Origin of the sequence: Agrobacterium sp. LY4, from assembly GCF_001526585.1 — a bacterium.
GTDB lineage: Bacteria > Pseudomonadota > Alphaproteobacteria > Rhizobiales > Rhizobiaceae > Agrobacterium > Agrobacterium leguminum.
Genome location: NZ_ASYA01000018.1, coordinates 1 through 25,180 on the forward strand (window position 1 = coordinate 1; position 25,180 = coordinate 25,180).

Genomic DNA, 25,180 nt, shown 5'->3' on the forward strand with positions numbered 1-25,180 from the left:
CACAAATATGCCGACGGCAAGCTGATGGGCAGCCAGCCCGTCGGCGCGACCTATGATATCGGTTCGGCCGGCTTCCTGCTGTTTGCCGATAACGACAAGGAAACGGCGCCCTTCTCGCTGTCTTCCGTGGCGTTTCTCGAAAAAACGCTGTCTTCCGCCGAAGTGGCGGCACTTGGAACCGTCACGCCCAAGGGGCCGTTCCAGTCCACGCTTTCCGGCGTCAACATGGTTCAGTTCGATTTTTCCAACGGCACCTTCGCGCCAAGCTTCGGCTCGGGGTCCTTGTCCCAGAAGATCGGAACGGAATCCTCCGTTCAGCTGACGGGAGCCTATCGCGAGCATCAGGAAACCATCACCGGCGTCCATCTCGGAAAGCCGGACATTCAGTTCGTCGCCCGCGCCGGCAACGACCAGACCGTGACGGCGGCGACCGGCCTGCAAAAGATCAAGCTCGTCGCGGCCAATATCGACAAGCTCGGCCAGATTGCCAGCGTCGAGTGGCTGAATGAAAATGGCGAGATCGTCGGTCGCGGAACCAATGTCGAGGTCGAACTCGGCGGCGGTGTCCACCGGATGACGCTCGTTGCACGCTCCGACAAGGGCGTCGTCAGCACCGACGACGTCAAGATCGCCGTCAAGACCTCCGCCACGCTGCTTCACGACAATTTCGACGATGGCAATGCGAATGGCTGGTCCGATGCCGGTGCGAAATGGCAGGTCGTCGGCTCGGCGACGGGCAGGCAGGCTCAGGCAAATGCGACCATCGCCGCACCGGAAGGCGCTCTGCGCGCCTATCGCGATGCGGACGGCATCAAGCTGTGGCAGGGTGAAGGCTCGCGCGGCTGGAGCGGATATACGGTATCGGCGACGATCCTGTCGGAAGACAACAAGCCTTTCGGTCTGGTTGCCTATTACACCGACGCAAATAATTACTACCTGCTGTCCTTCGACATCGCATCGAACAGGCGCGAGCTTGTCAAGATGCGCGATGGCGTGAGAACGGTGCTGGCGAGCGAGCAGGCCGGTGCGCCCTTCGACCGCGATGGCGTGGTGAAACTGGCAATCGATGGCGGCCGTCTTTTTGCATCGCTCGACGGCGAGGTTCTGTTCGGCGGCGTCGTTGAAGACAAGGCCTCGCCGCTTGCGGGCGGAAGCATCGGTCTCTGGGCCAATCAAACCAAGCAGGTCTTCTTTGACGATATTTTTGTCGAGAAGGGTGCATTCGCCGTCGATGCCGGCCGTTCGATACGGCTGGTCGACAGCGATGGCGATGGCAAGGTCGCCGTCGACCTCGTTGCATCGGCAAAAATCGGTGCAAGCGAGGCGGCGCGATTCGTCTGGTCTGAACAGGGCGTAAAGCTCGCCGATGGCGCAAAGAGCCGCGTTGAGCTAAGCCAGGGCACGCATCTGGTTCGCGTCGATATGACCGATGCCGGCCGCAAGGCATCCGATACCGTCACGGTCGAAATCATCGCCGCGAAGAATGTCCTTCTCAGCACCTCTTTCGCCGATGGCAAGGCGGCAAACTTCCGCTTCGTGGATGAAGGAGAGCTGGGCGCTGCCGCAAAGTGGGCCGTCGTCAACGGCGCCCTTGTGCAGAGCGCCAACCGCTACAGCCGTGAACTCGGCGGCAATGGCGATACCGCGCCGACGGCTGAATGGAACCTCAGCTGGAGCGCACTGGGTGACGGCATCTATGCCCTGCGCAAGGGAACCTACGCACTTTACGAGGGCGCGGGTTCCGACGAGTGGAGCGACTATTCCGTTCAGACCGGCTTCACGACGCAGTCCGGCGCGGTGGGTCTTCTGCTGCATTACCGTAACGATGGAAACTACATCAAGTTCGAGTTGGACAACCGCACCGGCCTGTCGCAGCTGTTTTCGATGAAGGACGGTATCGAACAGACCCTCTGGCAGGGGCCTGCCGTCTACAAGGTTGCGGCTGCGAATACGCTGCGTGCCGATATGGTGGATGATCGTCTGCAGGTCTGGCTGAATGGCGAGGCCCTGTTCACCAAGGCGATCGGCATCGACGGTCCGGGCAAGGGCACCTTCGGCCTCTATAACTGGCGCGCCGGTCAGGGCGTCGCCTTTGACGATGTTCTGGTAACCTTGCCGGGCGGCAAGGCGGTGACGATACCGGACGCGAGCGAGATCACCGGCACGCCCGGCCACGACCTTCTGGCCGGCACTGCCGCGGACGATATGATTGTCGGCCACGGCGGCAATGACGAGCTTCAGGGTTTCGGCGGCAACGACCGTCTGGATGGCGGCGAGGGTGACGATGCGCTCTCGGGCGGTACGGGCAATGACGCGTTGTCCGGCGGCGCCGGCAATGACGAACTGTGGGGCGATGCCGGCAACGATATGATCTCCGGCGGCTTCGGCGACGATTTCATCGAGGGCGGCAAGGGCAATGACCTCTTGATCGGCGGCGATGGTTCGGACAGATATCGTTATGGATGCGGCGACGGTTCCGACGAGATCCTGGAAACCGCCTCGGCCTCCGGCGCGGTTGACCGGCTGTCGCTGCACGATATCGCCAGAAGCGAGGTGGTGCTGCGCAAATACGGCCAGTCCGTGGAAATCGAGCTGGCGGATGGCGAGAAGCTGACTTTGCGCAATCAGCTCGCCGATGGCGGCATCGAAAGGCTGTCTTTCGCAGATGGCAAGGTTTTGAACCGCGACGACATCGTCAAGGCTCTCGTCAATCGCGGCCCGGCGGCAGCGAATGACCGGCTGGCGGCGGTGAACGAGGACGCGCCGTCCTTCGTCATCTCCTTCGCCACCCTGCTCGGTAACGACCGCGACGCCGATCTCGACGGCCTGACGGTCACCGGCGTCTCAGCGCCGGTCGGCGGCACGGCGGTGCTGGAGGAAAACGGCATCCGCTTCACGCTTTCGGCCGATTTTAACGGCGAGGCGAGCTTCCGCTACAGTATCGCCGATGGCCGCGGCGGCTCCAGCGAAGCGACGGCCGCCTTCACGGTCAAGCCGGTCAACGATGCGCCCGTGGTCGCGTCGGTCGCTGTCGTAACGGATGAGGACAAGGCCGTCAGCGGCAAGCTCGTCGCCACCGATATTGACGGCGACAGGCTCACCTTTGCCCTGAAGGGCGATGCCGTCAACGGCGCCGCCCGGATCGACGCGGAAACCGGCGCATGGACCTATACGCCCAAGGAAAATGTCAACGGAACCGGCAGCTTCACCGTTGTCGTTTCCGATGGCAAGGGCGGGGTGACGGAGAGCACCGTCACCGTCACCATCAAGCCGGTCAACGACGCGCCGGTTACGGTCGCCGATGCGGTTCGCGTGGGAGAAAAGGATCGCGGCGTCTTCGATCTCGTGGCCAATGACACCGATATCGAGGGCGACCGTCTGACGCTGGTCGGCTTCGCGGTGACGGCCGTGGCCGGTCTCGCTTTGACGAAGGAGCAGGCGGCGGCAGCCTTCTCCGTGGTCGACGGCAAACTCGTGGTCGATCCCTCTTCGGCCTTTGCAAAGCTGGAAGACGATCAGCAGGCGACCGTCTCGCTCACCTATCTCGTGCGCGACGCCAATGGCGGTGAATCGACCGGTACCACCACCGTCACCGTGGATGGTTATACCGAATATAACATTGTCGAAGGCGGCGATGGCGATGACGTGCTGATCGCAACCGGCGGCAAGGATATGATCGACGGCGGCGCCGGCGATGACCGGCTGTCCGCCGGCGGCGGCAATGACATGGTGGATGCCGGCGCCGGCAATGACCGGGTTATCGCCGGCGAAGGCAATGACGATGTTGACGGCGGCGCCGGCAACGACGTGCTGATGGGCGGCGCTGGCAATGACCTGCTTTACGGCGGCGCGGGCAATGACGAGCTGAGCGGCGGGTCTGGCAACGACGTGCTGGCCGGCGGCTCGGGCAACGATGTGCTGACCGGCGGCAGCGGCGCGGATACCTTCGTCTTTACGGCCGGCACCGGCCGGGATGTGGTGACGGACTTCCAGGCCGGCGCAGACGGCAAGGATGTCGTCATGCTCTCCAAGGATGTCTTTGCCGACTATCAGTCGCTGATCGCCTCCGGCGCCTTCACCGACGGTGAAAACGGCGCGCAGATCGCCTTCAAGGACGGCTCGACCGTCACCTTCGATGGCGTGAAGACCGAGCAGTTCGTCATCGACGACTTCCGCTTCGCCTGAACCATGAAGGCGCATCCTCCGGGATGCGCCTTTTTCTCGTTCGCGGGTGGTTGTCACGGGCGTGTCATCGCCGGTTGCCGCCGCCACGATCTCAACGGATAGTAAAATGCGTTATCGTTCCGCCAATAATAATGCTCGCCAGATCAAAGGCGTTTTCGCCGGCTGCGCCGGTGCTTTCATCGGCATCGGCCTGATGAGCGCTCTGGTCAATATTCTTTATCTCACCGGCTCGCTGTTCATGATGGAGGTCTATGACCGCGTCCTGCCGAGCCGCAGCCTGCCGACACTGGTGGCGCTGTTCGCCATCGTGGTGGTGCTTTATGCGTTTCAGGGGCTTTTCGATGCGGTGCGCGGGCGTTTGCTGGTGCGCATCGCCGATCGGCTCGATCAGCTTTTGTCCTTCCGGGTTTACGATGCGGTGATCGGCCTGCAACTGCGCATGCCGGTGAGCGGCCGCCAGGCGCAGCCGCTACGCGATCTCGACACGATCCGCTCCTTCCTGTCGGGAAGCGGGCCGACCGCGCTGTTCGATCTGCCCTGGCTGCCTTTTTACATCGCCATCTGTTTCGCTTTTCATTTCTGGCTCGGCGTCACGGCGCTTGCCGGGGCCGCCGTCCTCACCGTGTTCACGCTGATGACGGAGCTGGTCTCCAAGCGTCCCGTGGAAGAGGCCGCACAACATGCTTCCCGGCGCAACAGGCTGATCGAAGCCACCCGCCGCAACGCCGATATCATCGCCGTCATGGGCATGGGCGCGCCGCTACGGGATCGCTGGCAGACGGACAATCGCGCTTATGTGCGTGAGCAGCGCTCCGCAAGCGATATCGCTTCCGGCTTCGGCGTGGCGAGCAAAGTGCTGCGCATGGTTCTGCAATCCGGCATTCTGGCCGTCGGGGCCTGGTTGGTCATTAACGAGCAGGCGACGCCCGGCATCATCATCGCCGGCTCCATCCTGTCGGCGCGGGCGCTTGCGCCGGTCGATCTCGCCATCGCCAACTGGAAAGGTTTCATCGCCGCCCGGCAAAGCCGCCGCCGGCTTGAAAAAACTTTGACGCTGCTGCCGGAGGCCGCGATGCGCATGGACCTGCCCGCGCCGCAGGCGCTGCTGTCGGTCGAGCGCGTCAGCGCCATTCCGCCGGAGACGGCGGAGCCGGTTCTGCAGGATATCGCCTTCACGCTTTCGGCCGGCAGCGGCCTTGGCGTGATCGGGGCGAGCGGTTCCGGCAAGAGTTCGCTGGCGCGCCTGCTTGTCGGCCTGTGGCGGCCGCTCAAAGGCTCCGTCCGGCTGGACGGTGCGACGTTGGAGCAATGGCCGGCCGAGGCGCTGGCGCGCCACATCGGTTATATGCCGCAGGCGATCGAATTGCTGGACGGCACCATTGCCGAAAACATCGCCTCCTTCGACCGGCAGGCGAGTTCGGACAAGATCATCGCGGCGGCGCGCGCGGCGCGCATTCACGATCTCGTCGTCAGCCTGCCGGATGGTTATTCCACCGAAGTGGGCGAGACGGGGCGGCAATTATCGGCGGGGCAAAAGCAGAGGATCGCCCTTGCGCGGGCGCTCTATGGCGACCCCTTCCTCGTCGTGCTCGACGAGCCGAATTCCAACCTCGATTCCGAAGGTGAGGATGCGCTGACGGCGGCGATCCTCGGCATTCGCGAGCGCGGCGGCGTGGCCGTCATCATCGCCCACCGTCCGAGCGCGCTTCTGGCCGTGGACAAGGTGCTGATGCTCGCCGATGGCCGCCAGCAGGCTTTCGGTCCGAAGGAGGAGGTTCTCGCCAAGGTGCTGCGGCCGGTCGGCGGCGCGGCGGGCGCCCTCAAGGTCGTGCAGGCCGTGGAAACAGGAAAGGCATGAAGATGGACGAATGGCAGACACTCAAACGTTCGATCCGCAGCCACCTTCTCGTTGGCGGGCTCGGCTTTCTCACGCTGACGGGCCTGCTTGGCGGCTGGGCGGTTGGCACCGAGATCGTCGGCGCGGTCATCGCGCAGGGTTCGCTGGTGGTGGAAACCAGCCTGAAAAAGGTCCAGCATCCGGTCGGCGGCGTCGTCAGCGAATTGATGGTGCGCGATGGCGACCGGGTGAAGGCCGGGGATGTCGTCATGCGCATCGATGCGACGATGACGCGGGCCAATCTGGCCATCATCGTCAAAAGCCTCGATCAATTCATCGCCCGTAAGGCGCGGCTGGAGAGTGAGCGCGACCGGGCCGGCAAGGTGGTGTTCCCGCAGGTCTTGCTCGACCGGAGCGGCGATGCCGAGATCGTCGCGATGCTGGACGCAGAACAGCGTCTTTTCGAAACCCGCAGGGCTGTTCGCGAAAGCAAAAAACGCCAGCTCGAACAGCGTGTGCAGCAGCTTCGCGATGAGATCGCCGGCATGGAAGCCGAGCGCGCGGCGAATTTCCGCGAGCAGGGCATGGTGGATGAGGAGCTGATCCGCTTTCGCTCCCTGCATGAAAGAGGCTTGATGGAAAAAAGCCGGCTCAGCGCGCTGGAGCGTCAGGCGACGGATGTCGAAGGCGATATCGGCCGGCTGATGGCGGGCATTGCCGGGGTTGAGGCGAAGATCAGCGAAACCGCATTGCAGATCCTTCAGATCGACGAGCAATGGTCGGAGGAGGTTGGCACGGATATGCGTGAAATGGATGCCCGCATCGGCGAATATGTCGAGCGACGGGTGGCGGCCGAAGACCAGTTGAAACGTGTCGATATTCTCGCACCGCAGAATGGCGTCGTGCATCAGCTTTCAGTGCACACCGTCGGCGGCGTCGTGGCGCCGGGCGAGCAGATCATGATGATCGTGCCTGAAGTCGACAAGCTGGTGGTGGAGGCCAAGGTCGCGCCGCAGGATATCGACCAGATCTACTTCGGTCAGGCGACCAACCTGCGCTTTTCCGCCTTCAATCAGAAAACGACGCCGGAAATCACCGGAACGGTGGAGCGCATTTCGGCTGACGTGACGGTGGATCAAAAAACAGGCGCCAGCTATTACGTGGTGCGCGTTGCCACCTCGCCGGAGCAGATAAAGCGGCTGGGCGAATTCAGTCTCATGCCCGGCATGCCGGTGGAAGCCTTTATCACGACAGGCGAAAGAAGCGTGCTTTCCTATTTCCTCAAACCGCTGCTGGATCAGGCCAACCGCAGCTTCCGCGAGGTTTGAGGGCTTTCCCGCGTCGGGACTTATAGCCGGCGAAGGGGAAAGCCAGCTTGCCGGTTACCGAGGCCCGCCCTGTGGTTCAGGGCAGGCCGAAATGGATCACATAGAGGCCATAACGGCGTTTGAAGCAGCCGTCCGATTGTCGCAAAAGAAAACGCCGTGCGTCCTTGGGGTCGCACGGCGTTTCCATTTATTGTACCGAACCGCGGGTTTGCCGCGGCCCGGTTCGTTTCAGCATATGTCAGCCGATCTTCACATTGTCATCGCGCTTGATGGCGATGAGGGCCGAGCGCGGCAGTTTGCCTTCGCCATCCGGGAAGGGGGCGTCGGGGTGCTGGATGCCGACGAAGTGGGTGCGCTTGTCGCCGGACCATGTCTGGCCGGTGACTTCGGAACCCTTCGGCGCGGTGAGGAAACGCTCGATGCGGCCGGTGGCCGGGTCGCCCGCCAGCATCTGGTTGTTGCCCTGGCCGGCGAAGTTGCCTTCATTGGTGTCCTCGCCATCGGTCTGGATCCAGAGCAGACCGGTGCTATCGAACATCATGCCGTCAGGCGAGTTGAACATGTTGCCTTCGTTGATGTTCGAAGAACCCGCATAGGCGTCCTTGTGGACGGAAGGGTTGCCGGCCATGCAGAACAGGTCCCACTTGAACTTGCCGTCCGCATGGTCGTCGTTTTCCGGATACCAGCGCACGATCTGGCCGTATTCGTTCTTTTCGCGCGGGTTGGCGGCGTTGATTGCCATGGCGTCGCCGCCGGCATTGGCGCGCAGCTTGCCGTCCTTCATTTCGCCGCGGCGGCTGTTGTTGGTCAGCGCGCAATAGGCTTCGATGGCGACCGGGTTGATGGCGACCCATTCCGGGCGGTCCATGGTTGTTGCACCGACCTTGGAAGCGGCCTGACGGGTGAAGACGCAGATTTCGTCGATTTTCATGCCAGTGGTTTCAGGCGTCAGGGCGAGCCATTCGCCGGCGCCGTCATCGGAGAATTTCGCGACGTAAAGCGTGCCTTCGTCGAGCAGCTTCGAGGTGTCGCCGCCCGGCACGTAAATGCCGTTGGAGACGAATTTATAGAGGAACTCGCCACGCTCGTCGTCACCCATGTAAACGACCACACGGCCGTCACGGGCGATCACCACGGCGGCGTTTTCGTGCTTGATGCGGCCAAGCGCAGTGCGCTTGATCGGGGTGGAGGAGGCATCCGAAGGATCGATCTCGACCACGTAGCCTGCGCGGCGCGGCTCGTTGGGGTTCTTGGCAACGTCGAAACGCGCGTCGAATTTCTCATAGGCATAACGGGTCTCGGCGACGATGCCATAACGCTTGTAATCGTCAGGCAGCTTGAAGGCGGCGTCGGTGGTGCCGAAATAGCCGTTGAAATTTTCTTCGCAGGTGAGGTAGGTGCCCCAGGGCGTGCGGCCGGCGCCGCAATTGTTGAAGGTCCCGAGACAGTCGATGCCCTTCGGGTCAGCGGCAGTCTTGACGAGGTCGGAACCGGCGGCCGGGCCGGAAAGCTTCATCGGCGTATTGTGGTGGATACGGCGGTTGAAGGGGCTGTCGAGAACGATCTTCCAGCCGTCCTTGTCTTCCGCGACTTCCATGACGGTGACGCCCTGCATGTTCTGCAGGATTTTCACGTCGTCGGCCGTCTTCGGGTTGCCCTTGTCAGTGTGCGGAAGGTTGATTTCGGGGTTCACATATTCATGGTTGACGGCGATCAGCTGGTGGCTGCCGACCACAAAGAGTTCCATGCCGTCGGTGTTTTCACCGAAGACCTTGTCGGAGTTTTCAACGCTGACGCCCTTGGCGGGGTCGAGATCGGGAACGTTGGAGAACAGCGGCTGGCCCCATTTCGCCAGCGGTTTCCAGTTATAACCTTCCGGGACATGGATGGTGTTGTCGGTGGCGGCGGCAACCGGCTTGAAGGGGAAACGGCCGATGGCGGCTTCCTGCGCTTCGGCCGAAGTGCTGCTCATCAGGTTGCCGAGCGTGCCCATGGCGGCCGCGGCCGAACCGAAGGCAAGCACGCCGCCCAGAAAGCCGCGGCGGGAAATCGCGGTTTCGACAACGCAGTCGAAATCGGTTTCGGCCGGCGGCGGGTTCTGCAGTTCGTCCCACTCGTCCCAGGACAATTTGCTCGTATCGATGTCGGTCATAGTCTGTCTCCACCGTTGCTTGTTTGGAATCATTCCAGCAAGGTGCCTACCGTCCCAATATTTCATGCGGATGACGGAAAGAGCAGTATCGACGGTCATTTTCCCTGCGCCGGGGCCGCTTTTTTCGTCAGCGCCCGATCAGGATGCGGGTGACGAGAAAGCCGTCAAAGCGGCAGAAACGGAAGGGGATCTCCGTTCCTCTGCGCCATTCGCCGCCTATGTCGGCGGTCAGCCGCAGCGAGGCCGAGCCGTTGTCGTCGAAGCCGGATAATTCCGCCGCCTCGAAAAAGAAAAACCGTTTCACTGTCGGATAAAGCGCCTTGAACAGGCTTTCCTTGGCCGAAAAAATCAGACCGGTCATGAAGGGGTCTATGGCGTTGCCGAGGCTGTGGCGTTCATTCGCCGTCAGGGCCTGCGTGGCGATATCGCAGGCCTCCTCCTCGGTCAGGAGCCTTTCAATATCGATGCCGATGCCGCGGAACCGCCCGGAAGAGCCGGCAAGGGCAATCGCCCGCTCGTGGCTGTGGGAAATCGCGCCGATCACGCCTTCGGGCCAGAGGGGCGCGCGGTCCTCACCCATGCCGGGAAAGGTGGAGCGGCCGGTGAGGCGGCGGATGGCCTCGGCCGCGCATCTGCGCCCGGCGATGAATTCCGCCTTGCGTCTGGGCAGGGCGCGTAAAAGCTGCGGCGGCAAGGGAGGGACCTCGCCGCCGCAACCCTCATCGGCGCTGTAACGAAGGGTGACGCAATGGCAATCGTAGCTGTCGTCCGGCCAAGGCCAGATGGCCTCCGGTGGATCGCCGGAGACGGCTTTGCGATGAAACGCCGTTGCAATGGCCATGTCCGTCACCTTCATCCAGCAGCCTAGATCATGATGTGAGCGGGATGGCGAAACCGCTCACGCTTTTCGCCCTCCCGCTCCCGTTCAGGCCGCAAGCGTTGCGCCGCCATCGACGACGATCTGCTGCATCGTCACATGGCCTGCCTGATCGGAGGCGAGGAACAGCACCGTATCGGCGATATCGTCCGGCCTCGCGATCTTGCCGAGCGGAATGCCGAGCTTGAACTGCTCGGGCAGGCCGGCGACCAGCCGGTCCTTGCCGGAAGGATCGCTCAACATGCCGGCAAGCATCGGCGTATCGGTGGAGCCGGGGGAGACGACATTGCAGCGCACGCCATAGGGCGCAAGCTCAAGGGCGGCGCAATGGCTGAGGCTGACCAGCGCCGCCTTGGAAGCGCAATAGGCCATCATGCCGATGCGCGGCACAACGGCTGCGTTGGAGCCGACATTGACGATAGCGCCTCGCCTCTGCCGCTTGAAGGTGCTGCTCCATTGCCGCAGCATATAGAACGGCCCGGCGGCGTTGACATCCATGCAGGCTTTCCAGTCCGCCGGCGTCAGGCTCTCGCTGTCGCCGAGCCGTAAAATGCCGGCGGCATTGACCAGAATATCGAGCCCGCCCCATTCGCTCTCGATCGCCTTGCTGGTCGTCTCCACTGCCGCCGCGTCGGTGATGTCGAGCGCGATCTGGCGGAAGGGGGCCTCCACCGTGTCAGCCAGAAGGTCGACGCCGATGACCTCGGCCCCTTCCTCGATGAAACGTTCGGCGATGCGGCGGCCGATGCCCTGGGCCGTGCCCGTCACCAGCACGCGCCGTCCGGTAAATCTCTGTTGCGTCATCTTGTCCGTCCGCTCAGGCTGCGAGCCGCTTTTCTTCGATCAGCGTCCACCAGGCGGAAAGTGTTGGCACACGGGCCAGCTCATCGAAGCCGACGGTGACACCGCGCTCCTTCAATTCGCCGGCGAGCTTCATCACCTGCAGCGAATCCAGCCCGTAGAAGATCAGGTTTTCATCGGGGTCGATGTCGCTTTCATCCTCCACCATCTGCAGGACGCGGGCTTTCAGCCATTCGCGGGTGCCGGTGGCCTCGCTTGCGCCGACAAGGCTTGCGGTGTCGATCACCACGCCGCAACGCGTCGCCACATATTGCAGCGCCATGCGGTGTTCGGCCTCGGAAAAATCGGCGACGCCGTCACCGATCATGAAGGGCTGAATATCCTTCATGAAGGCTTCCACCGCCGTCATCATGCAGCCGATATGGGCGTAAACGCCACCGACGATGATCTGGTCGCGGCCCCAGCCTTTCATGCGCTCGGCAAGGTCGGAACGCTGGAAGGCGCTGTAGCGCCATTTGGTCAAAACCACGTCGTCGGGCGTCGGCGCGAGCTTGTCGACCACCTTCTGCAATTCGGGATCAACGACGGTGAGCCCCGGTCCCCACATGTCGTTCAGCAGCGCGCGGTCGCCGGGCGGCTGGTTATGCGGCTGGGCGGTATAGATGACGGGCACACCGTTCTGCACGGCCCATGCCTTCGCCTTGGCGAGATTGTCGATGAGGGTGGTCATCAGCTTGCCGTCGGCCTGGTAGAACCGCAGGAAATAACGCTGCATGTCGTGGATGAGAAGCACGGCGCGTTTCGCATCGGGCTGCCACTTTGTCTTGTTGGCCGGAAAGCTCGCGGCGACCGGCATCGGATAGTCGGAAATGGTGGGGATCGTCATGATGACCTCGGTTTTTTGCTGCGCCGGCTCGGGCGGCGCGTAATCTTTGGAATGGGGACGCCCTTTTGAGCGTCCCTTTCGGTTGGCGCTGCGTGTCAGGCGCTGATGGCGACGGGGGCTGTCAACAAATCGCGAAGGCGCTTCTTGTCGATCTTGCCGACGGCGGTGAGCGGCATGGCCTCGATGAAGCGCACGCGGTCCGGCAGCTTGTAATCCGCGACGCCAAGACCGGCGAGATGCTGGCGGATCGCCGGCGCCTTAAGCGCGGGATTGCGGGATACGACGAAGACGCAGCTTTTTTCGCCGAGAAGTTCGTCCTGCATCGCCACCAGCGCCGCATGGGTGACGTCCGGATGCCGAAGGATCAGGTTTTCCACCTCTTCCGAAGCGACCTTTTCGCCGCCGCGATTGATCTGGTCCTTCACCCGGCCAACGACCCGCAGATAACCTTCGGGCGTGCGCTGCACGACATCGCCGGAATAATAGAAGCCGTCCTTGTCGAAGACCCGGGCGCTGTGTTCGGGCGCGCGGTAATAGCCCCGGAACGTATAGGGGCCACGGGTCGCCAGCATGCCGGCTTCGCCCTCGGGCACGTCGTTGCCGTCCTCGTCAACGATGCGGATTTCGTCGTCCGGGCTGATCGGCCGGCCTTGCGTGGTGAAGACGATATGGTCGGGGTCACCGAAGCGGGTGTAGTTCACCAGACCTTCCGCCATGCCGAACACCTGCTGCAGGTCGCAGCCCAGCACCTCCGGCACCTGGCGGGCGAGCGCTTCGGCGAAGCTTGCGCCGCCGACCTGCAGGAGCTTGAGCGACTTCAGCCGTTCGCGATGGGCGGGAGCCGCCTGCAGCCATAGCGCCACCGCCGGCGGCACCAGCGGCACAATGTCGACGCCGTGTTTTTCGATCAGATCGAAGCAGGCAAGCGGCTCCGGATTGGCGGCCATGACCACGGCACCGCCGGCGTGGAACACACCGAGCGCGCCGGGCGAACTCATCGGGTAATTATGCGCCACCGGAATGGCGCATAGGAAACGGGTCTGCGGCGAAAGTTCGCAAATATCCGCGCTGGCCCGGGCGCTGTAGTCGTAGTCGTTATGCGTCCGGGGGATCAGTTTCGGCGTTCCGGTGCTGCCGCCGGAAAGCTGGAACAGCGCCACCTCATCGGCGGCGGAAGGGGCGTAAGCCGGTGGATTTTCGGCCGGGGCCGCCAGCTTCTGTTCCAGGCTGCGCTGCGGATCGGTTTCGCCGAGCAGCAGGGTCACGGCAAGCTTTGGAGAGGCCGCCTTCAGCGCCTCCACAAATGCGTCATCGGCGAAAAGCTCGTGCCTGCGCGAGGCGATCACCAGCTTCGGCGCGATCTGCTCCGCATAGGATGTCATTTCCAGCCGGCGATGGCTGAAAAGCGCGTTGACGGGGGCGGCGCCGATTTTGATGAGCGCGAAAAAGACGAGATAGAACTCGGCTATGTTCGGCAATTGCACCAGCGCCGTATCACCCCGGCCGATGCCTGCGGCGGAGAGATGTCCGGCCAGATTGGAGGATTGCCGGTCGAGATCGGCATAGCTGAAACGACGGTCGCCGCAGATCAGCGCTGTGGCGTCCGGCCGGCGCTCCACCTGTTCGGCGAGAATGCCGCTCAGCGGCCGGTCGATCCAGTAGCCGCGTTCGCGGTATCGGCGAACGAAATCCTCGGGCCAGCGTTGGAATTCGATTGTCATGGTTTGTCCCTGGAAAAATTAGGCCGCAAGACCGCAGGCGTTCAGCATGGTCTTGAGCTTGGTCTGCACCTCGGCCCATTCGGCTTCGGGCTCCGAGGCCTCCACGATGCCCGCGCCGGCGAAGAGCCGCACGGTTTCCCGCTGCACGGTGCCGCAACGGATCGTCACCACCCATTCGCCATTCCCTTGCGAATCCGTCCAGCCGACCATGCCGGTGAAGAGGCCGCGCTCGAAAGGCTCGACGAAGCGGATGAGGCGATGGGCGCGCTCGGTGGGGAAGCCGCAGACGGCTGGCGTCGGGTGCAGCAGGCAGGCAAGCTGCAGCGCATTGGTTTCCGGATCGGCGAGACGGCCTTCGATGCGGGTCGAAAGATGCCAGAGCGCCGCCGTGTTGATGAGGGAGGGTTTTTCGGGAACATCGAGTTCCGCGCAGACCGGCGAAAGCAGCGAGCGGATATCCTCGATGACGAGGCTATGCTCGTAATGGTCTTTTTCCGAAGCCGAGAGCCGATCCGCATTGGCCTTGTCCGCCGCCGGATCGACCACGCGTTTTGCCGATCCCGCCAGCGGGTTCGAGGTGATTTTCTCGCCCTGCTTGCAAATCAGAAGTTCCGGGCTGACGCCGATCAGGTCGCCGCCATCGGGCAGCGGAATGCGGAACTGGTAACCTTCGCGGTTCTGTTTGGCGAGGCTCGCCAGCAATCTTTCGACATTGACCTCGGAGGCGAAAGTCAGTTCACGCATGACGGAAAGCACCGCCTTGCGGACTTCGGAATGGCGGAAATTGACGATGGCATGTTCGACGGCATGCTTGAAACCGCTCTCGTCCGGCAGGCTGTTCTGGCCGACAAGTGCGGGCATGGCCGAATCGGCGACGATCGGTTCCGCATCCTTGGAATTCCATTCATAGTTGTATGGAATATACAGGCATGAAGGTTCGCTGACATCGAAGGGGATAGCGCCGATGGCGATGGGGTTCTCCTGTCCCTCCCGCTGCGCACACTCGAAGGCGCCGGCCAGTGCCTGCTGCAGCGGGCTGGCAATGTCTTCGCCGCCCCGGGCGGGAATCGCTATCTTTTCGCGAATGCCCTTGGCGCGCAATTGCCCGCTGCCGGAAGTAAACAGAAATTCTCTATTAAATTCAGTAATTTCGTCGGATTCGACGTCATTCGTCCTGAGTGCTCCCGTTTTCATGGGATGCCTCCTGTGCGAGTGGTTGACGATGGCTTATACTTGAGTATGCTAATCATGTTTTGTCAACCGGTTCAAATTCACATGCTAAATTTAACCCCCATGCAGGTGGCCTATTTGGTCGGCCGCGAGGCGGATGGAATACTCGGGAAAGTTACGCCGCATCTCTACCTCGAATTCGACGGGCAGGCGGTGGATACGGAAAAACTGGCCGTTGCCGTGGAAAGGCTCTGCCGGCGTCACCCCATGCTGAGCCTCAGGATCGATGTTGAAGGCCATCAGTCCGTCGATCCTGCCGGCCGGCCGCTCCGCCTCGATGTAGAGGACATGGCCGCGCTCGATTCGGAGGCGCTTGCACGCCGTCTTGAGGCGAAACGCGAGGAATGGAGCCATCGCCGGGCCGATCTTCGCGTTGCCGCACCGGCGGCGATCTCGCTCAGCCTGTTGCCGGGGGGGCGTTGCCGTCTGCATGTGGACACGGACATGCTGGCCGTCGATCCGGCCAGTGTGCGGATCGTGATGGAAGACCTTGCCCGTTTTTACGAGACGGCGTCAGGCGCAGACGAAACCCGGACTTTCGAATCGGTGACCCCGTCGTTTTTCGACTGGGCGGAACGTCTCATGTCCGATCCGGACTTGCGGGGCTTGCGCGAAAGGGACCGCCTGTGGTGGCGGCAACGGCTTGCCGATGTTCCGGACGCGCCGCCGCTGCCGTTTCTGTCCGATGACCCCTTGCGCGCCGTTCACACGGACCGGCTCGCCACGCTGCTTTCTGTGGCCGAGCGCGGCAGTCTGGAACAGACGGCGCGTCGTTTTTCCGTGACGACATCGACCCTTCTGCTCGGTGTTTTCGCACTGGCGCTGTCGCAGGCGTCGGGCGCGGAAAAATTCCGGCTTTCCGTGCCGGGTTTCTGGCGCGCGCCGCTGGTGCAAGGGGTCGATGAAATCGTCGGCGAGTTTTCCAACGTGCTCGTGCTCGGCGTCGATATCAGGCCTGAAGAAACGCTCGAGGCGCTGCTCGGCAGGCTGTTCGATGAGATGAACGGGCTTCTCGCACACCAGTCCTATCCGGGCGTCAGCGTCATGCGCGATCTCTCCCGCCAGCGCGGTGGATTGCAGACCTCACCGGTGGTTTTCACCGCAGGAGTCGATCTTCCGGGTGGGGAGCTGTTTTCGGAACGGGTGGGGCGAGTGTTCGGTCCGATGGTCCACACCGTCTCGCAGGGGCCGGGGGTGGCGCTGGATGCGCAGGTGGCGGCGGTGGATGGCGGTCTGCTGATCAACTGGGATGTGCGGCTCGATGCGCTGCGGGAACGCTGGCTGCGCGCCTTGTTCGAAACCTACGTCGCTCTTCTTCGCCGGATTGCCGAAAGCCCCGATCTCGCTTGCGAAAGCGTGGAGCGATTGGTCGCGCAGCGGCCGGAAACGGCAGCCGAGGCAAAAGGAAAACCCATGGAACGTCCCCTCTCACCCCTGCAACAGGCCTATCTGCTCGGGCGCGGCACCCATCTGCCGCTGAGCGGCGTGGCCATGCAGGAGTTTCGCGAATATCGCGGCGATATCGACCCGGAACTGCTGCGCTCGCGGCTTGCCGCGATGGTTGCGAGACATGAAAGCCTGCGCACCCGCATCGATGAGCGACGGCTGGTGCAGATGGTCTCCGATGAGCCGAAGATCAATCTCGATCTCGTCGATCTTTCGGCCCTGTCTCTTCCGCAAGCCGAGGCAAGGATCTACGCGGTGCGACGGGATTTCTCCCATGCACATTTCGATCTCGCAGTCTCGCCATGGCAGGTCACGGTGTTTCTTATGCCGGATGCAGGGCCGACGGGGCATAAGATCGTGGTCTTCCTGCGTTTCGACGCGCTTATCCTTGATGGGCGGGCCATTGCCAGCCTCGCGGCGGAACTCTTCGATGGTGCCGTGCCGCCGGAAGCCGCCGCAACGGCCGAAACGCCGAAGGAGGATATCTCGGCGGCCCGTGCCGGGGATGCCGCCTATTGGGCTGAAAAGTTGAAAGATGCCGAGGTGCCCTCGCAACTGCCGTGGAAAGCACCGCTCGAAACCATTCCGACCTCGCGTTACAGCCGCCAGAGCCTGACTGTCGAAAAACAGCGTTTCACGGCCTTTTCACGCATCGGTGCGAAAGAGCGGCTGTTCAAGAATTCGGCGCTGACGGCCGTTATTCTCGATGTGCTCTCGCTCTGGCTCAACGAAGGCGCGCTCGTCGTCGGCATTCCCGTCGCGCCGCAGGTGGAAGGCGCCTTCGCCAACCACTCCAGCTTCATCGCCCTTCAATGGGATGCGGCCAAGAATAGCTTTGCGGAGCGGGCGGCAGGCCTCCAGACGGATGTGCTGGAAGGGCTGAACCATCTCGCCTTTTCGGGTATCGATCTCAATCGTGTGCTTCTCAATGCCAATCCGGGTGGGCTCGCCTTGCCGGTGGTGATCACCAACGGTCTGACCTGGCCGACGCTTTCGTCCGAATCGACGATGCAATGGACCGGCGGGCTTACCCAGACGCCGCAAGTGGCGCTGGATTTCCGCTTTTCGCAGAATCCGCAGGGCGATCTCGTGCTCGATATCGACTATGCCGAGCAGGCGATCGATGCGGCGACGGTGGCGGATATTCTCGCCGCCATCGAGCGTGCGATTGTCGGGATCGCGGATAGAGGCGCTTTCTCCTTCAACGCACGCGATATTGTCGACCTGTCCCACTACCGGCTGAACGGCGACGAAGGAAACTTCGTCTGCCCGCCATTTCTGGAACGGATCGCCGGCCATCTTTTCGAGGGCGACCCGTCACGCACGGCGCTCGTCAGCGGCAAGCGGCGCATCGCCTATGGCGAACTCAGTCAGATGGTGGCAAGGGCGATGGCGGGCCTCAGGGCGCGCGGCATCGGCCGGGGCGATGTCGTGGCCGTGTGCCTGCCGCGCAGCCCGGAACATACGGCCATCACGCTCGCCGCAGCGCTGATGGGGGCTGTCTGGGTGCCGGTCGATGCCGGCTCGCCGGAAGATCGCCTGCGCTATCTGCTGACCAATTGCCGCCCGGCCGTCATCGTTGCCCGCAGCGTTCCGCAGGGTTTCGACGCTGTCGATCCGGCGGCGCTTCTGTCCGCGCCCGCAACGGTTGGCGCACCCGTTATCATGGCGGAGGTGGCGGCGCTCTCCCGAAGCGAGGAGCCTGCCTATTATCTCTACACGTCCGGCACGACAGGCAAACCGAAATGCGTCGTGCTTTCCAATCGCGCTACGGCCAATGTCATTGGCAGCACGCTTGCGGAATGGGCGGTGACGGATAGCGACGTGTTCATCTCCGTCACACCGCTGCATCACGACATGTCCGTCTTCGATGTTTTCGGCGCGCTCGTCGCGGGAGCGACCCTGGTGCTGCCGGAACCGGGCGAGGAAAAGGATGCGGTGCGCTGGAACGAGCTGGTGGCCGAGCATGGCGTTACGCTCTGGTGCTCGGTGCCGGCCATCCTCGAAATGCTTCTCTCCTGCCGCCGTGGCGACCAGCTTGCCTCGCTGCGGCTCGTCGCGCAGGGCGGCGATTACATCAAGCCGATGATCATCGAAGAGCTTCGCAGATTGAAGCCCGGCCTGCGGCTGATATCGCTTGGCGGGCCGACTGAAACGACGATCTGGAGCATCTGGCACGAGATCGTTGCCGAAGATGTGGCGGCCGTGCCCTATGGCCACCCGCTGCCCGCCAATCGATATTTCGTCCTCAACGATCAGGGCGGCCATTGCCCGGCCGGTGTCGTCGGCCGCATCCATACGGCCGGCGTGAATGTCGCCATCGGTTATCTAGAAGATGGCGCGATTACCCAGACGGATTTCGTGACGGTTGCCGATCCGGAAGGAAACCCCGTGCGCGCCTTCCGCACCGGAGACCGGGGCCGTTACCGGCCGGATGGCAAGATCATGTTTGCCAGCCGCGTCAATGGTTACGTCAAGGTGCGCGGCGTGCGCGTTTCGCTGCCGGATGTGGAAAACGAGCTTATCCGCCATCCTTCCATCCAGCGGGTTCTGGTGGTGGATTACGGCGTCGAACAAAAGGGCGAGGCGGCCATCGGCGTGCTGTACGTCGTTGCGCCGGGCCTTGAACTCTCGACCGCCGATCTGCGCAATTTTGCCCGCCAGCATCTGCCGGAATCGCATGTGCCCGGCCGGTTTCTCAAGGTCGACGATCTGCCGCTCTCGGCCAATGGCAAGCCGGATCGCCGTCGCGCCCGCGAATTGCTGACCGGTGCTGCGGAACCGGCAAAAATCTCCGCCCCTGCGGCTCCCGCCGTCGATCAGGGCGACCGCCGGGTGCTGGATATCTATCTCGGCGTGCTGGGTAAAAAACCGGCGAATGTGGATGCGAACAGCGACCTGCTGGCGCTCGGTCTTCTGCCTTCGCATCTGAAAACCGTCTCGGCTGAAATCCGCACTGCCTTCGGCGTGGAGCTCACACCGCAGCAGCTTTTGCGGTGCCGCAACGCCAGACAGGTGACTTCGCTCCTGGCCGCCCGGGCGGCGTGAACCCAATCATTTCGGGCGGCACTTCGCGCCCGATAACGGAAATTGTGCAAGGAAAAACAGATGGCGCATATCGATCCTGCCGGCGGCTGGCTTCCACTGACGCAGCCGCAACTCGATTTCTGGGAGGAGTTTTCCTTCCATCCCGACGAGCCGGTTTCCACCGTCGCCCATTACATCGATCTTTCGGGTGCGGTGAATGAAAGCGCGCTCATCGAGGCGATCAAACGCACCGTGCGCGAATCCGAAGTCCTGTCGATCCGTTTTCGCATCGGCGACGACGGCGAGACGCCGCAGCAATGCTGCGATCCAAGCCATGCCCCGGTGGTGGAGCTTGTCGATCTCCGTGGCGATTCCGCTCCTCTGGAAGAGGCGCTGCGGCGCATGAACGCGGATGTGGAAGCAAGGCTCGATCTCAGAACCGACAGGCTTTCGGCGCAGCTGCTCTACCGTATCGCCGACGATCGCTATCTCTGGTACATCCGCGCCCATCATATCGTCGTGGATGGTTATGGCCTGACGCTGGTTGAGCAGCGCTGCGGCCAGCTTTACGGGCACTATTGCGGCAAAGGTGAAGCGGGTCCGGATTTCCACCCCTTCGGCGATTTCCTTGCCGAAGAGGATGCCTATAAGCAAAGCCGGCGTTTTGAAAAGGACCGCGATTTCTGGGCGGCCTATCTTGCCGCACCCGCCGATCTGCCGGTGCTGGACAAGGATTGCGAGGATTATGGCGGCGGCGGCCTGCATACGGACGCGGCCTTGCCGCAGGGTTTCAGCACGCGGTTGCAACAGGTGGCGGGCGCAATGGAGATCGGCTGGCCGGACCTTCTGGTGCTGCTTTCCGGCCTTTATCTCCACCGTGTCCTGCCGCGGCCGGACCGCGATGTGCTGACCTTGTGGCTGCCCTTCATGAGCCGCTGGGGCAGCGTCGGCGCGCATATGCCGGCCATGCTCGTCAATATTTTGCCCTTCCATCTCACCATCGAGCCGGGAGAGAGCCTCGGCGCATTTCTGACGCGCAACGCCGCCAATCTGCGAAAGCAGCGCCTGCATGGCCGCTACCGCATCGAGCAGATCGCCGCCGACCGGGAAATCCCGAAGGGCCGGCGCTTCTTCTTCTCGCCGCTCATCAATGTCCTGCCTTTCAGCGCGCCGGTCTTTGCCGGGCTTACCGTTGTCAGGCACATCCTCGCCAACGGTCCCGGCGACGGGTTCAACCTGACCTTCCGTGGCGAGGATGACGGCAGCGAGCTGAACCTGCATATCGATGCGGATTCAGCGCTGACGCAAGCGGAGGATTTCGCCCGTTACCGCGAGGAGTTGCCATTGTTCCTCAATGCCATGCTACGCGAAGAGGCGCTGACGCTTGCGGCGGCTGAGGCGTCCACGGCATTCCGTCTGGCGGTTTGAGGGGAAGGCCGATAACGCTTACCCGATACTCTACATCATCCTCGGCCTTGTGCCGAGGATCTAATCACGTCCAATAAGTCGAGGCGCTGCAGATGCTCGGGACAGGCCCGAGCATGACGGAGGTGGGCTTTCAGGATTTTGCCAACAAATTGAACCCGGCTCCGCTAAGGCGAAGCCGGGTTTTTCTTGCCCAATTCCAGCTCAGGCGAGCGTTGTCAGCACGCGGCTCGAAGCGCCGGCTTCGGCAAAGCGGCTGAAGACGCCGCTGGTGGTGTTGCGCAGCCGCTCGACGTCCTGCGGTCCGTAGCGGTCCGAGCGGTAGCTCATCAGCACGCGAATGGAACGCTCGCCGCCGATCGTCTCTTCCATCACCTCGAATTGCAGCCCGAGCATGGATTCATGCTTGTCGGGATCGATCTGGCGGAACTCCACCGGCTTGCCATCCGGCCCGGCAAGGGTGCCGTTCAGCTTGTTCTTGGCGTGGATCTGGATGAAGACCTCGAACAGATGATCGCGGCCGGGCGTCATGCCCAGCGCTTCCTCGACGAGATCGATCGGGATTTCGCTGTGTTCCAGCGAGCCGTTGATGGTGTTCTTCACCGAAGAAATCAGGTCGCCGACGGTCATGGTCTCGCCGAAACGCACGCGATGGGCGACAACCGTGGTGAAATAACCGATCGTATCGAAATAACCGCTATCGGTGCGGCCCGAAGCCGAGGTGCCGACCACGAGATCGCTCAACCCGCCGAGATGGCGCAGCGATGCGGCAATGGCGGCGTAAACCACGTTGAACAGCGAGGCGCTGTTCTGCTTGGCAATGGCGTAAAGCCCGTCGCTGACATGTTTTTCGAGCTTGAACTCAATCCAGCCGCCTGCCGGTGCTTCGTCCTGCGATGCCTCGTGCGGCGTGCCGTCCTGTCCGTTGAGGGTAAGGCCTTTTGGCGCATCCCGCAGCATATCGGTCCAATAGGCAAGGTGGCCGGCATTGACGCCTGACGCGACCTGTTTTCTCGCAAATTCATGGAAGGGCGCCGGCTTGGTGGCAAAGACCGGAGCCTTGCCCGCCGCCCTTGCCCGATAGGCTTCGGTCAGCTCGTCCATCATCAGGTTCACCGACCATTCGTCGAGCACGATGTGATGGAAGAGGAAGGAAAGCACCTGGCGGCCGGTCTGCGCATCCTTAAGGAAGCGCAGCCGCATCGGCAGTTCACGCGCAAGATCGAACCGCCAGCCGGCCTCCGCGTGCCGGTCCACACCTTGGCTTTCTTCGCTGGTCCAGAACCATTTGTAACCGGGCAGATCGTGCATCGGCACGATCTTCTGCAGAACCGTATCGTCTTCGACGTAGAAATGGGTCCGCAGGCCGGGATGGCGCTCGATGATATCGAGGAAGGCGCATTCGAAGGCATTCTCATCCACCGGATCGAGGAAATCGAGCGCGAAGGGAATGTTGAAGATTTCGCCGAAACCGAAGGCGGCATAGGCCTTCCAGAGCGACATCTGCGCCAGCGAAAGCGGTGCGGTGAGCGAGCCGCTCGCGGTCGCCTCGGCCTGCGCGGGTGCTGCGGTTTCGAGCCGGGTCGCCTGTTTTGCGAGCGAGGCGGCGGTCGGGTAGCTGAACAGGTCGTTGAAGCGCAGCTCGATGCCGTGATTGCTGAGAAGTCGTCCGATGATGCGCGTCGCAATCAGCGAATGGCCGCCGAAATCGAAGAAATCGTCATCCGGCCCCATGTCGGGCGAGACGAGCGCTTCACGGAATTCCGCAAGGATCGTTGCGACGGTGTCGTCGTCGTTCTCACCGGAAGCAGCGGGCGAAAGGGCTGCCTGCTGCGGTGCTGTCGCGGCATTTTGAGGGACGATGCCGGAAAAATCCGCACCGCCTTCGAGATGGCTGACGAAGCGCTCCAGCAGGAAGGCTGTCGCATGCGGCGAGGTCTCCCTGCCGCCCGTCAGTTCGAGGCGGATGTCGCCGGCGGCTGTCGGACCGGCGGCAAGCGTCAGGCCGAGACCGGATTGCAGGGAGGCCAGGGGCAGGTGCTCAAACTGGAGCCCATGCTCCGATATGGCCTGAACGGGTGTCGCAAGCGCCTGCAGCGTGAAGGTGGCGGTTCCGCCCTCATTGTCGTTTCGCTGCTCCAGACCGGACAGCACGGCTTTTTCAGCCTGTTCGGGCGTTTGGTCGCGGGAGATCGCTACCCGTGCCGCAGCCTCGGCTGACATCGGCATTGAAGCGCCGACGCCGGGCTGCAGGCGGAGGGTTACGGTCTCGGGACCGCCGTTTTTCGCCAGGAAAAGGGCAAAACGCGATCCGGCGCGGGCCAGAAGCGCATTCGTCGCCGTGGAGCTGTTGAGGCCGAGCAGGGTGGCGGGAAGATCGACGCCGTGGCTGTGGCTCGCCGGCCTGTCGATCCCGTTTTGCCGCAGCGCCACGACGGTCGAGCCGGAGGCCGGACGTTGCAGCCATTGAAGCGGAAGCGGGTCGAGGCCGTCACTTTCGACCGCGCGCGGCGAAAGCGGTTTCGGTGTCTCACCGGCATAGGCCGCCGTAATGCCTTCCAGCAGGATTTGCGGCGAGAGGACTTCGCCGAGCAGGCCGTGGACCAGAAATGCCAGCAGGATTTCTCCTTCGCTTAAGAGCACGACGGCCTGAAACGGCGGGTCGGTCTCGGCATCGAAGGGCCTTGCCTGCAGGTCGTGCAGCAAGGTCAGGGCCTCGCCCGCCGATGGGACATGCAGCAGCTGCACGATGGATGCGGACGGGGCCTCGATGCTCTTGGCAAGCGTGCCGTCCTCGCCGAAGGCAAAGCGTGCACGAAGTTCGGGCCAGACCTCGCAAACCGTCTTCAGCGCCGAGGTCAGACGCAGCAGATCGCACTCTTCACCGATGCGATAGGCGAGAAGGGCCCGGAAGACCTGATCGGGATCCTGAAACTGCTCGAACCAGACCCGTTCTTCGTATTGGCTCGGCGGGGCTGCATCTCCCCTGTCGAAAGTTTCTTCGATGCGACGTGCGAGCATACGCGTATTGTCTGCTGCCATGGTCCTCTCCTTGGAAATATTCGGGAATCGCGCTCCGGCGCGAAAAGTGCTGTGTCGTGGGATCAATGTCCCGCGCGCGACCGTTCGATGAGCGCCTGCCAGGCGGCAAGCGTGGGCTGCCGGGCCAGATCGTCATAATCGAGCCGTGTCCCGGCAAGCTGGGAAAGCGGCGGCATCAGCCGCATGAGGGCAAGCGAATGAAGCCCGCGACCGAACAGGTTGTCCCCCGGTTCGATGTCGCGCACTTCATCGTCGAGAACCCTGGCGATAAGGGCCTTGAGTTCCGTCATCATCGTTTCCGCCTCCGGCATGGCGTCCGCCGCGATTGCCGGTTCATTCATCGAAATGATCGTGAACGCCGCTGGCGCCGCGCCGCCAGTAACCGGAAGCGCGAGTCCATTTGGGGTTGGCGCCGAATTCTTCGACCAGAAGGGCGCGAACCTCCTTTGCAGCCTTCGATTCGCAGGCGACCCAGCTGAAGAAATCGCCCTTCGGCAGGTCGAGCTTGCGCAGAGCGCCCACCAGCGCGTCGTGGTCGGTTCCGTTTTCCGTCTTCTGCGTCACCCAGACGATAGACGCATCCGCCTTCGTCGTGAGTTCCAGCCGGTCGGCATCCGTCTCGACCTCGATCAGCGCCACGACTCGGGTGCCCTCAGGCATTTCCTCCAGCCGCCGCGCCAGCGCGGGAAGGCCGGTATCGTCGGCAATCAGCAGGTGCCAGTCGTAGGTGAAGGGAACGGTGAAAGAGCCGCGCGGACCGGCGATCCACGCTTTGTCACCCGCTTTGGCGGCTTTCGCCCAGTTGCTGGCGGGGCCGTCGTGATGGGTGGCGAAATCGATGGCGAGCTCGCCTTTTTCGGCATCGAAGCTGCGCGGCGTGTAGTCACGGGCCAGCGGGCGCGGCGCGCCTTCCGGGAATTCAATGCCGTTCGGGCCGATCACCGGCAGGCTCGGTTCGGTTTCGCCGGGCTGGGCAAAGAACATCTTGACGTGGTCGTCGAAACCGAGGCTCGCAAAGCCCGCCAGTTCCGGCCCGGTCAGGACGATGCGGACCATGGACCGGCTGAGCTTTTCGATACGCGCGACATTGAGCGCGCGCAGCGCGACGGCGTGGCGATGGCGTTTGGGAGTGCGGTCCGGAATGGGGGAATCTATGGTTTCTGGCATGCTCATGCTGTTGTCTTTCCTGGGATATCGCCGACGGGTTCGGCGGTCTCGCTGTC

Annotated in this window: 14 protein-coding genes; 5 read left to right on the plus strand and 9 right to left on the minus strand. The window is 62.8% G+C overall.

The features are described 5' to 3' along the window. The 3 genes from L904_RS16275 to L904_RS16285 form a co-directional block, all read left to right on the plus strand. Nucleotides 1-4,185 (plus strand): calcium-binding protein (locus L904_RS16275; RefSeq protein WP_156428579.1); only part of this gene is annotated, 4,185 nt, incomplete at its 5' end. Between the two features lie 106 nt (nucleotides 4,186-4,291). After that, a complete protein-coding gene (locus tag L904_RS16280; RefSeq protein ID WP_059762598.1) occupies nucleotides 4,292-6,043 on the plus strand; it encodes a type I secretion system permease/ATPase in 1,752 nt (583 codons plus the stop codon). A gap of 2 nt (nucleotides 6,044-6,045) precedes the next feature. Next, nucleotides 6,046-7,350 (plus strand): HlyD family type I secretion periplasmic adaptor subunit, encoded by a 1,305-nt coding sequence (locus tag L904_RS16285; RefSeq protein ID WP_035260440.1) that lies wholly within the window; start codon nucleotides 6,046-6,048, stop codon nucleotides 7,348-7,350. Nucleotides 7,351-7,588: 238 nt separating this feature from the next. Here L904_RS16285 and L904_RS16290 read toward each other — a convergent pair whose 3' ends face one another. The 6 genes from L904_RS16290 to L904_RS27825 all read right to left on the minus strand — a co-directional run bounded on the left by L904_RS16290 (nucleotide 7,589) and on the right by L904_RS27825 (nucleotide 14,981). Then, nucleotides 7,589-9,502 carry a PhoX family phosphatase gene (locus L904_RS16290; RefSeq protein WP_020811045.1) on the minus strand — a complete coding sequence of 638 codons (1,914 nt, stop codon included), beginning with the start codon at nucleotides 9,500-9,502 and terminating at the stop codon, nucleotides 7,589-7,591. A 127-nt stretch (nucleotides 9,503-9,629) separates the two neighbouring features. Beyond that, a complete protein-coding gene (locus tag L904_RS16295) occupies nucleotides 9,630-10,343 on the minus strand; it encodes a 4'-phosphopantetheinyl transferase (RefSeq protein ID WP_020811044.1) in 714 nt (237 codons plus the stop codon). Nucleotides 10,344-10,427: 84 nt separating this feature from the next. Continuing rightward, a complete protein-coding gene (gene dhbA / locus L904_RS16300) occupies nucleotides 10,428-11,183 on the minus strand; it encodes a 2,3-dihydro-2,3-dihydroxybenzoate dehydrogenase (RefSeq protein ID WP_020811043.1) in 756 nt (251 codons plus the stop codon). Between the two features lie 13 nt (nucleotides 11,184-11,196). Beyond that, nucleotides 11,197-12,066 (minus strand): isochorismatase, encoded by an 870-nt coding sequence (locus L904_RS16305; protein ID WP_020811042.1) that lies wholly within the window; start codon nucleotides 12,064-12,066, stop codon nucleotides 11,197-11,199. A 95-nt stretch (nucleotides 12,067-12,161) separates the two neighbouring features. Continuing rightward, the gene (locus L904_RS16310; protein WP_020811041.1) at nucleotides 12,162-13,787 is read right to left on the minus strand and encodes a (2,3-dihydroxybenzoyl)adenylate synthase; all 1,626 of its coding nucleotides are present in this window, start codon (nucleotides 13,785-13,787) and stop codon (nucleotides 12,162-12,164) included. Between the two features lie 18 nt (nucleotides 13,788-13,805). After that, entirely contained in the window at nucleotides 13,806-14,981 is a 1,176-nt protein-coding gene (locus L904_RS27825; protein WP_020811040.1) for an isochorismate synthase MenF, read from the minus strand. A gap of 99 nt (nucleotides 14,982-15,080) precedes the next feature. On the opposite strand from L904_RS27825, the gene L904_RS16320 reads away from it, so the two are divergent. Continuing rightward, a complete protein-coding gene (locus tag L904_RS16320) occupies nucleotides 15,081-19,511 on the plus strand; it encodes an amino acid adenylation domain-containing protein (protein ID WP_031234039.1) in 4,431 nt (1,476 codons plus the stop codon). A 60-nt stretch (nucleotides 19,512-19,571) separates the two neighbouring features. Next, nucleotides 19,572-20,918 (plus strand): condensation domain-containing protein, encoded by a 1,347-nt coding sequence (locus tag L904_RS16325; protein ID WP_020811038.1) that lies wholly within the window; start codon nucleotides 19,572-19,574, stop codon nucleotides 20,916-20,918. Between the two features lie 201 nt (nucleotides 20,919-21,119). Here the strand turns inward: L904_RS16325 and L904_RS16330 are convergent, their stop codons facing one another. The 3 genes from L904_RS16330 to L904_RS16340 all read right to left on the minus strand — a co-directional run bounded on the left by L904_RS16330 (nucleotide 21,120) and on the right by L904_RS16340 (nucleotide 25,130). Next, complete coding sequence (locus L904_RS16330; protein WP_020811037.1) at nucleotides 21,120-23,957, minus strand: condensation domain-containing protein; 2,838 nt, start codon at nucleotides 23,955-23,957, stop codon at nucleotides 21,120-21,122. Between the two features lie 62 nt (nucleotides 23,958-24,019). Beyond that, nucleotides 24,020-24,298, minus strand: a complete 279-nt coding sequence (locus L904_RS16335; RefSeq protein WP_020811036.1) for a phosphopantetheine-binding protein — start codon at nucleotides 24,296-24,298, stop codon at nucleotides 24,020-24,022. Beyond that, nucleotides 24,291-25,130 (minus strand): siderophore-interacting protein, encoded by an 840-nt coding sequence (locus L904_RS16340; protein WP_020811035.1) that lies wholly within the window; start codon nucleotides 25,128-25,130, stop codon nucleotides 24,291-24,293. The genes L904_RS16335 and L904_RS16340 overlap by 8 nt, the downstream gene beginning before the upstream one ends. Between the last annotated feature and the right edge of the window lie 50 nt (nucleotides 25,131-25,180).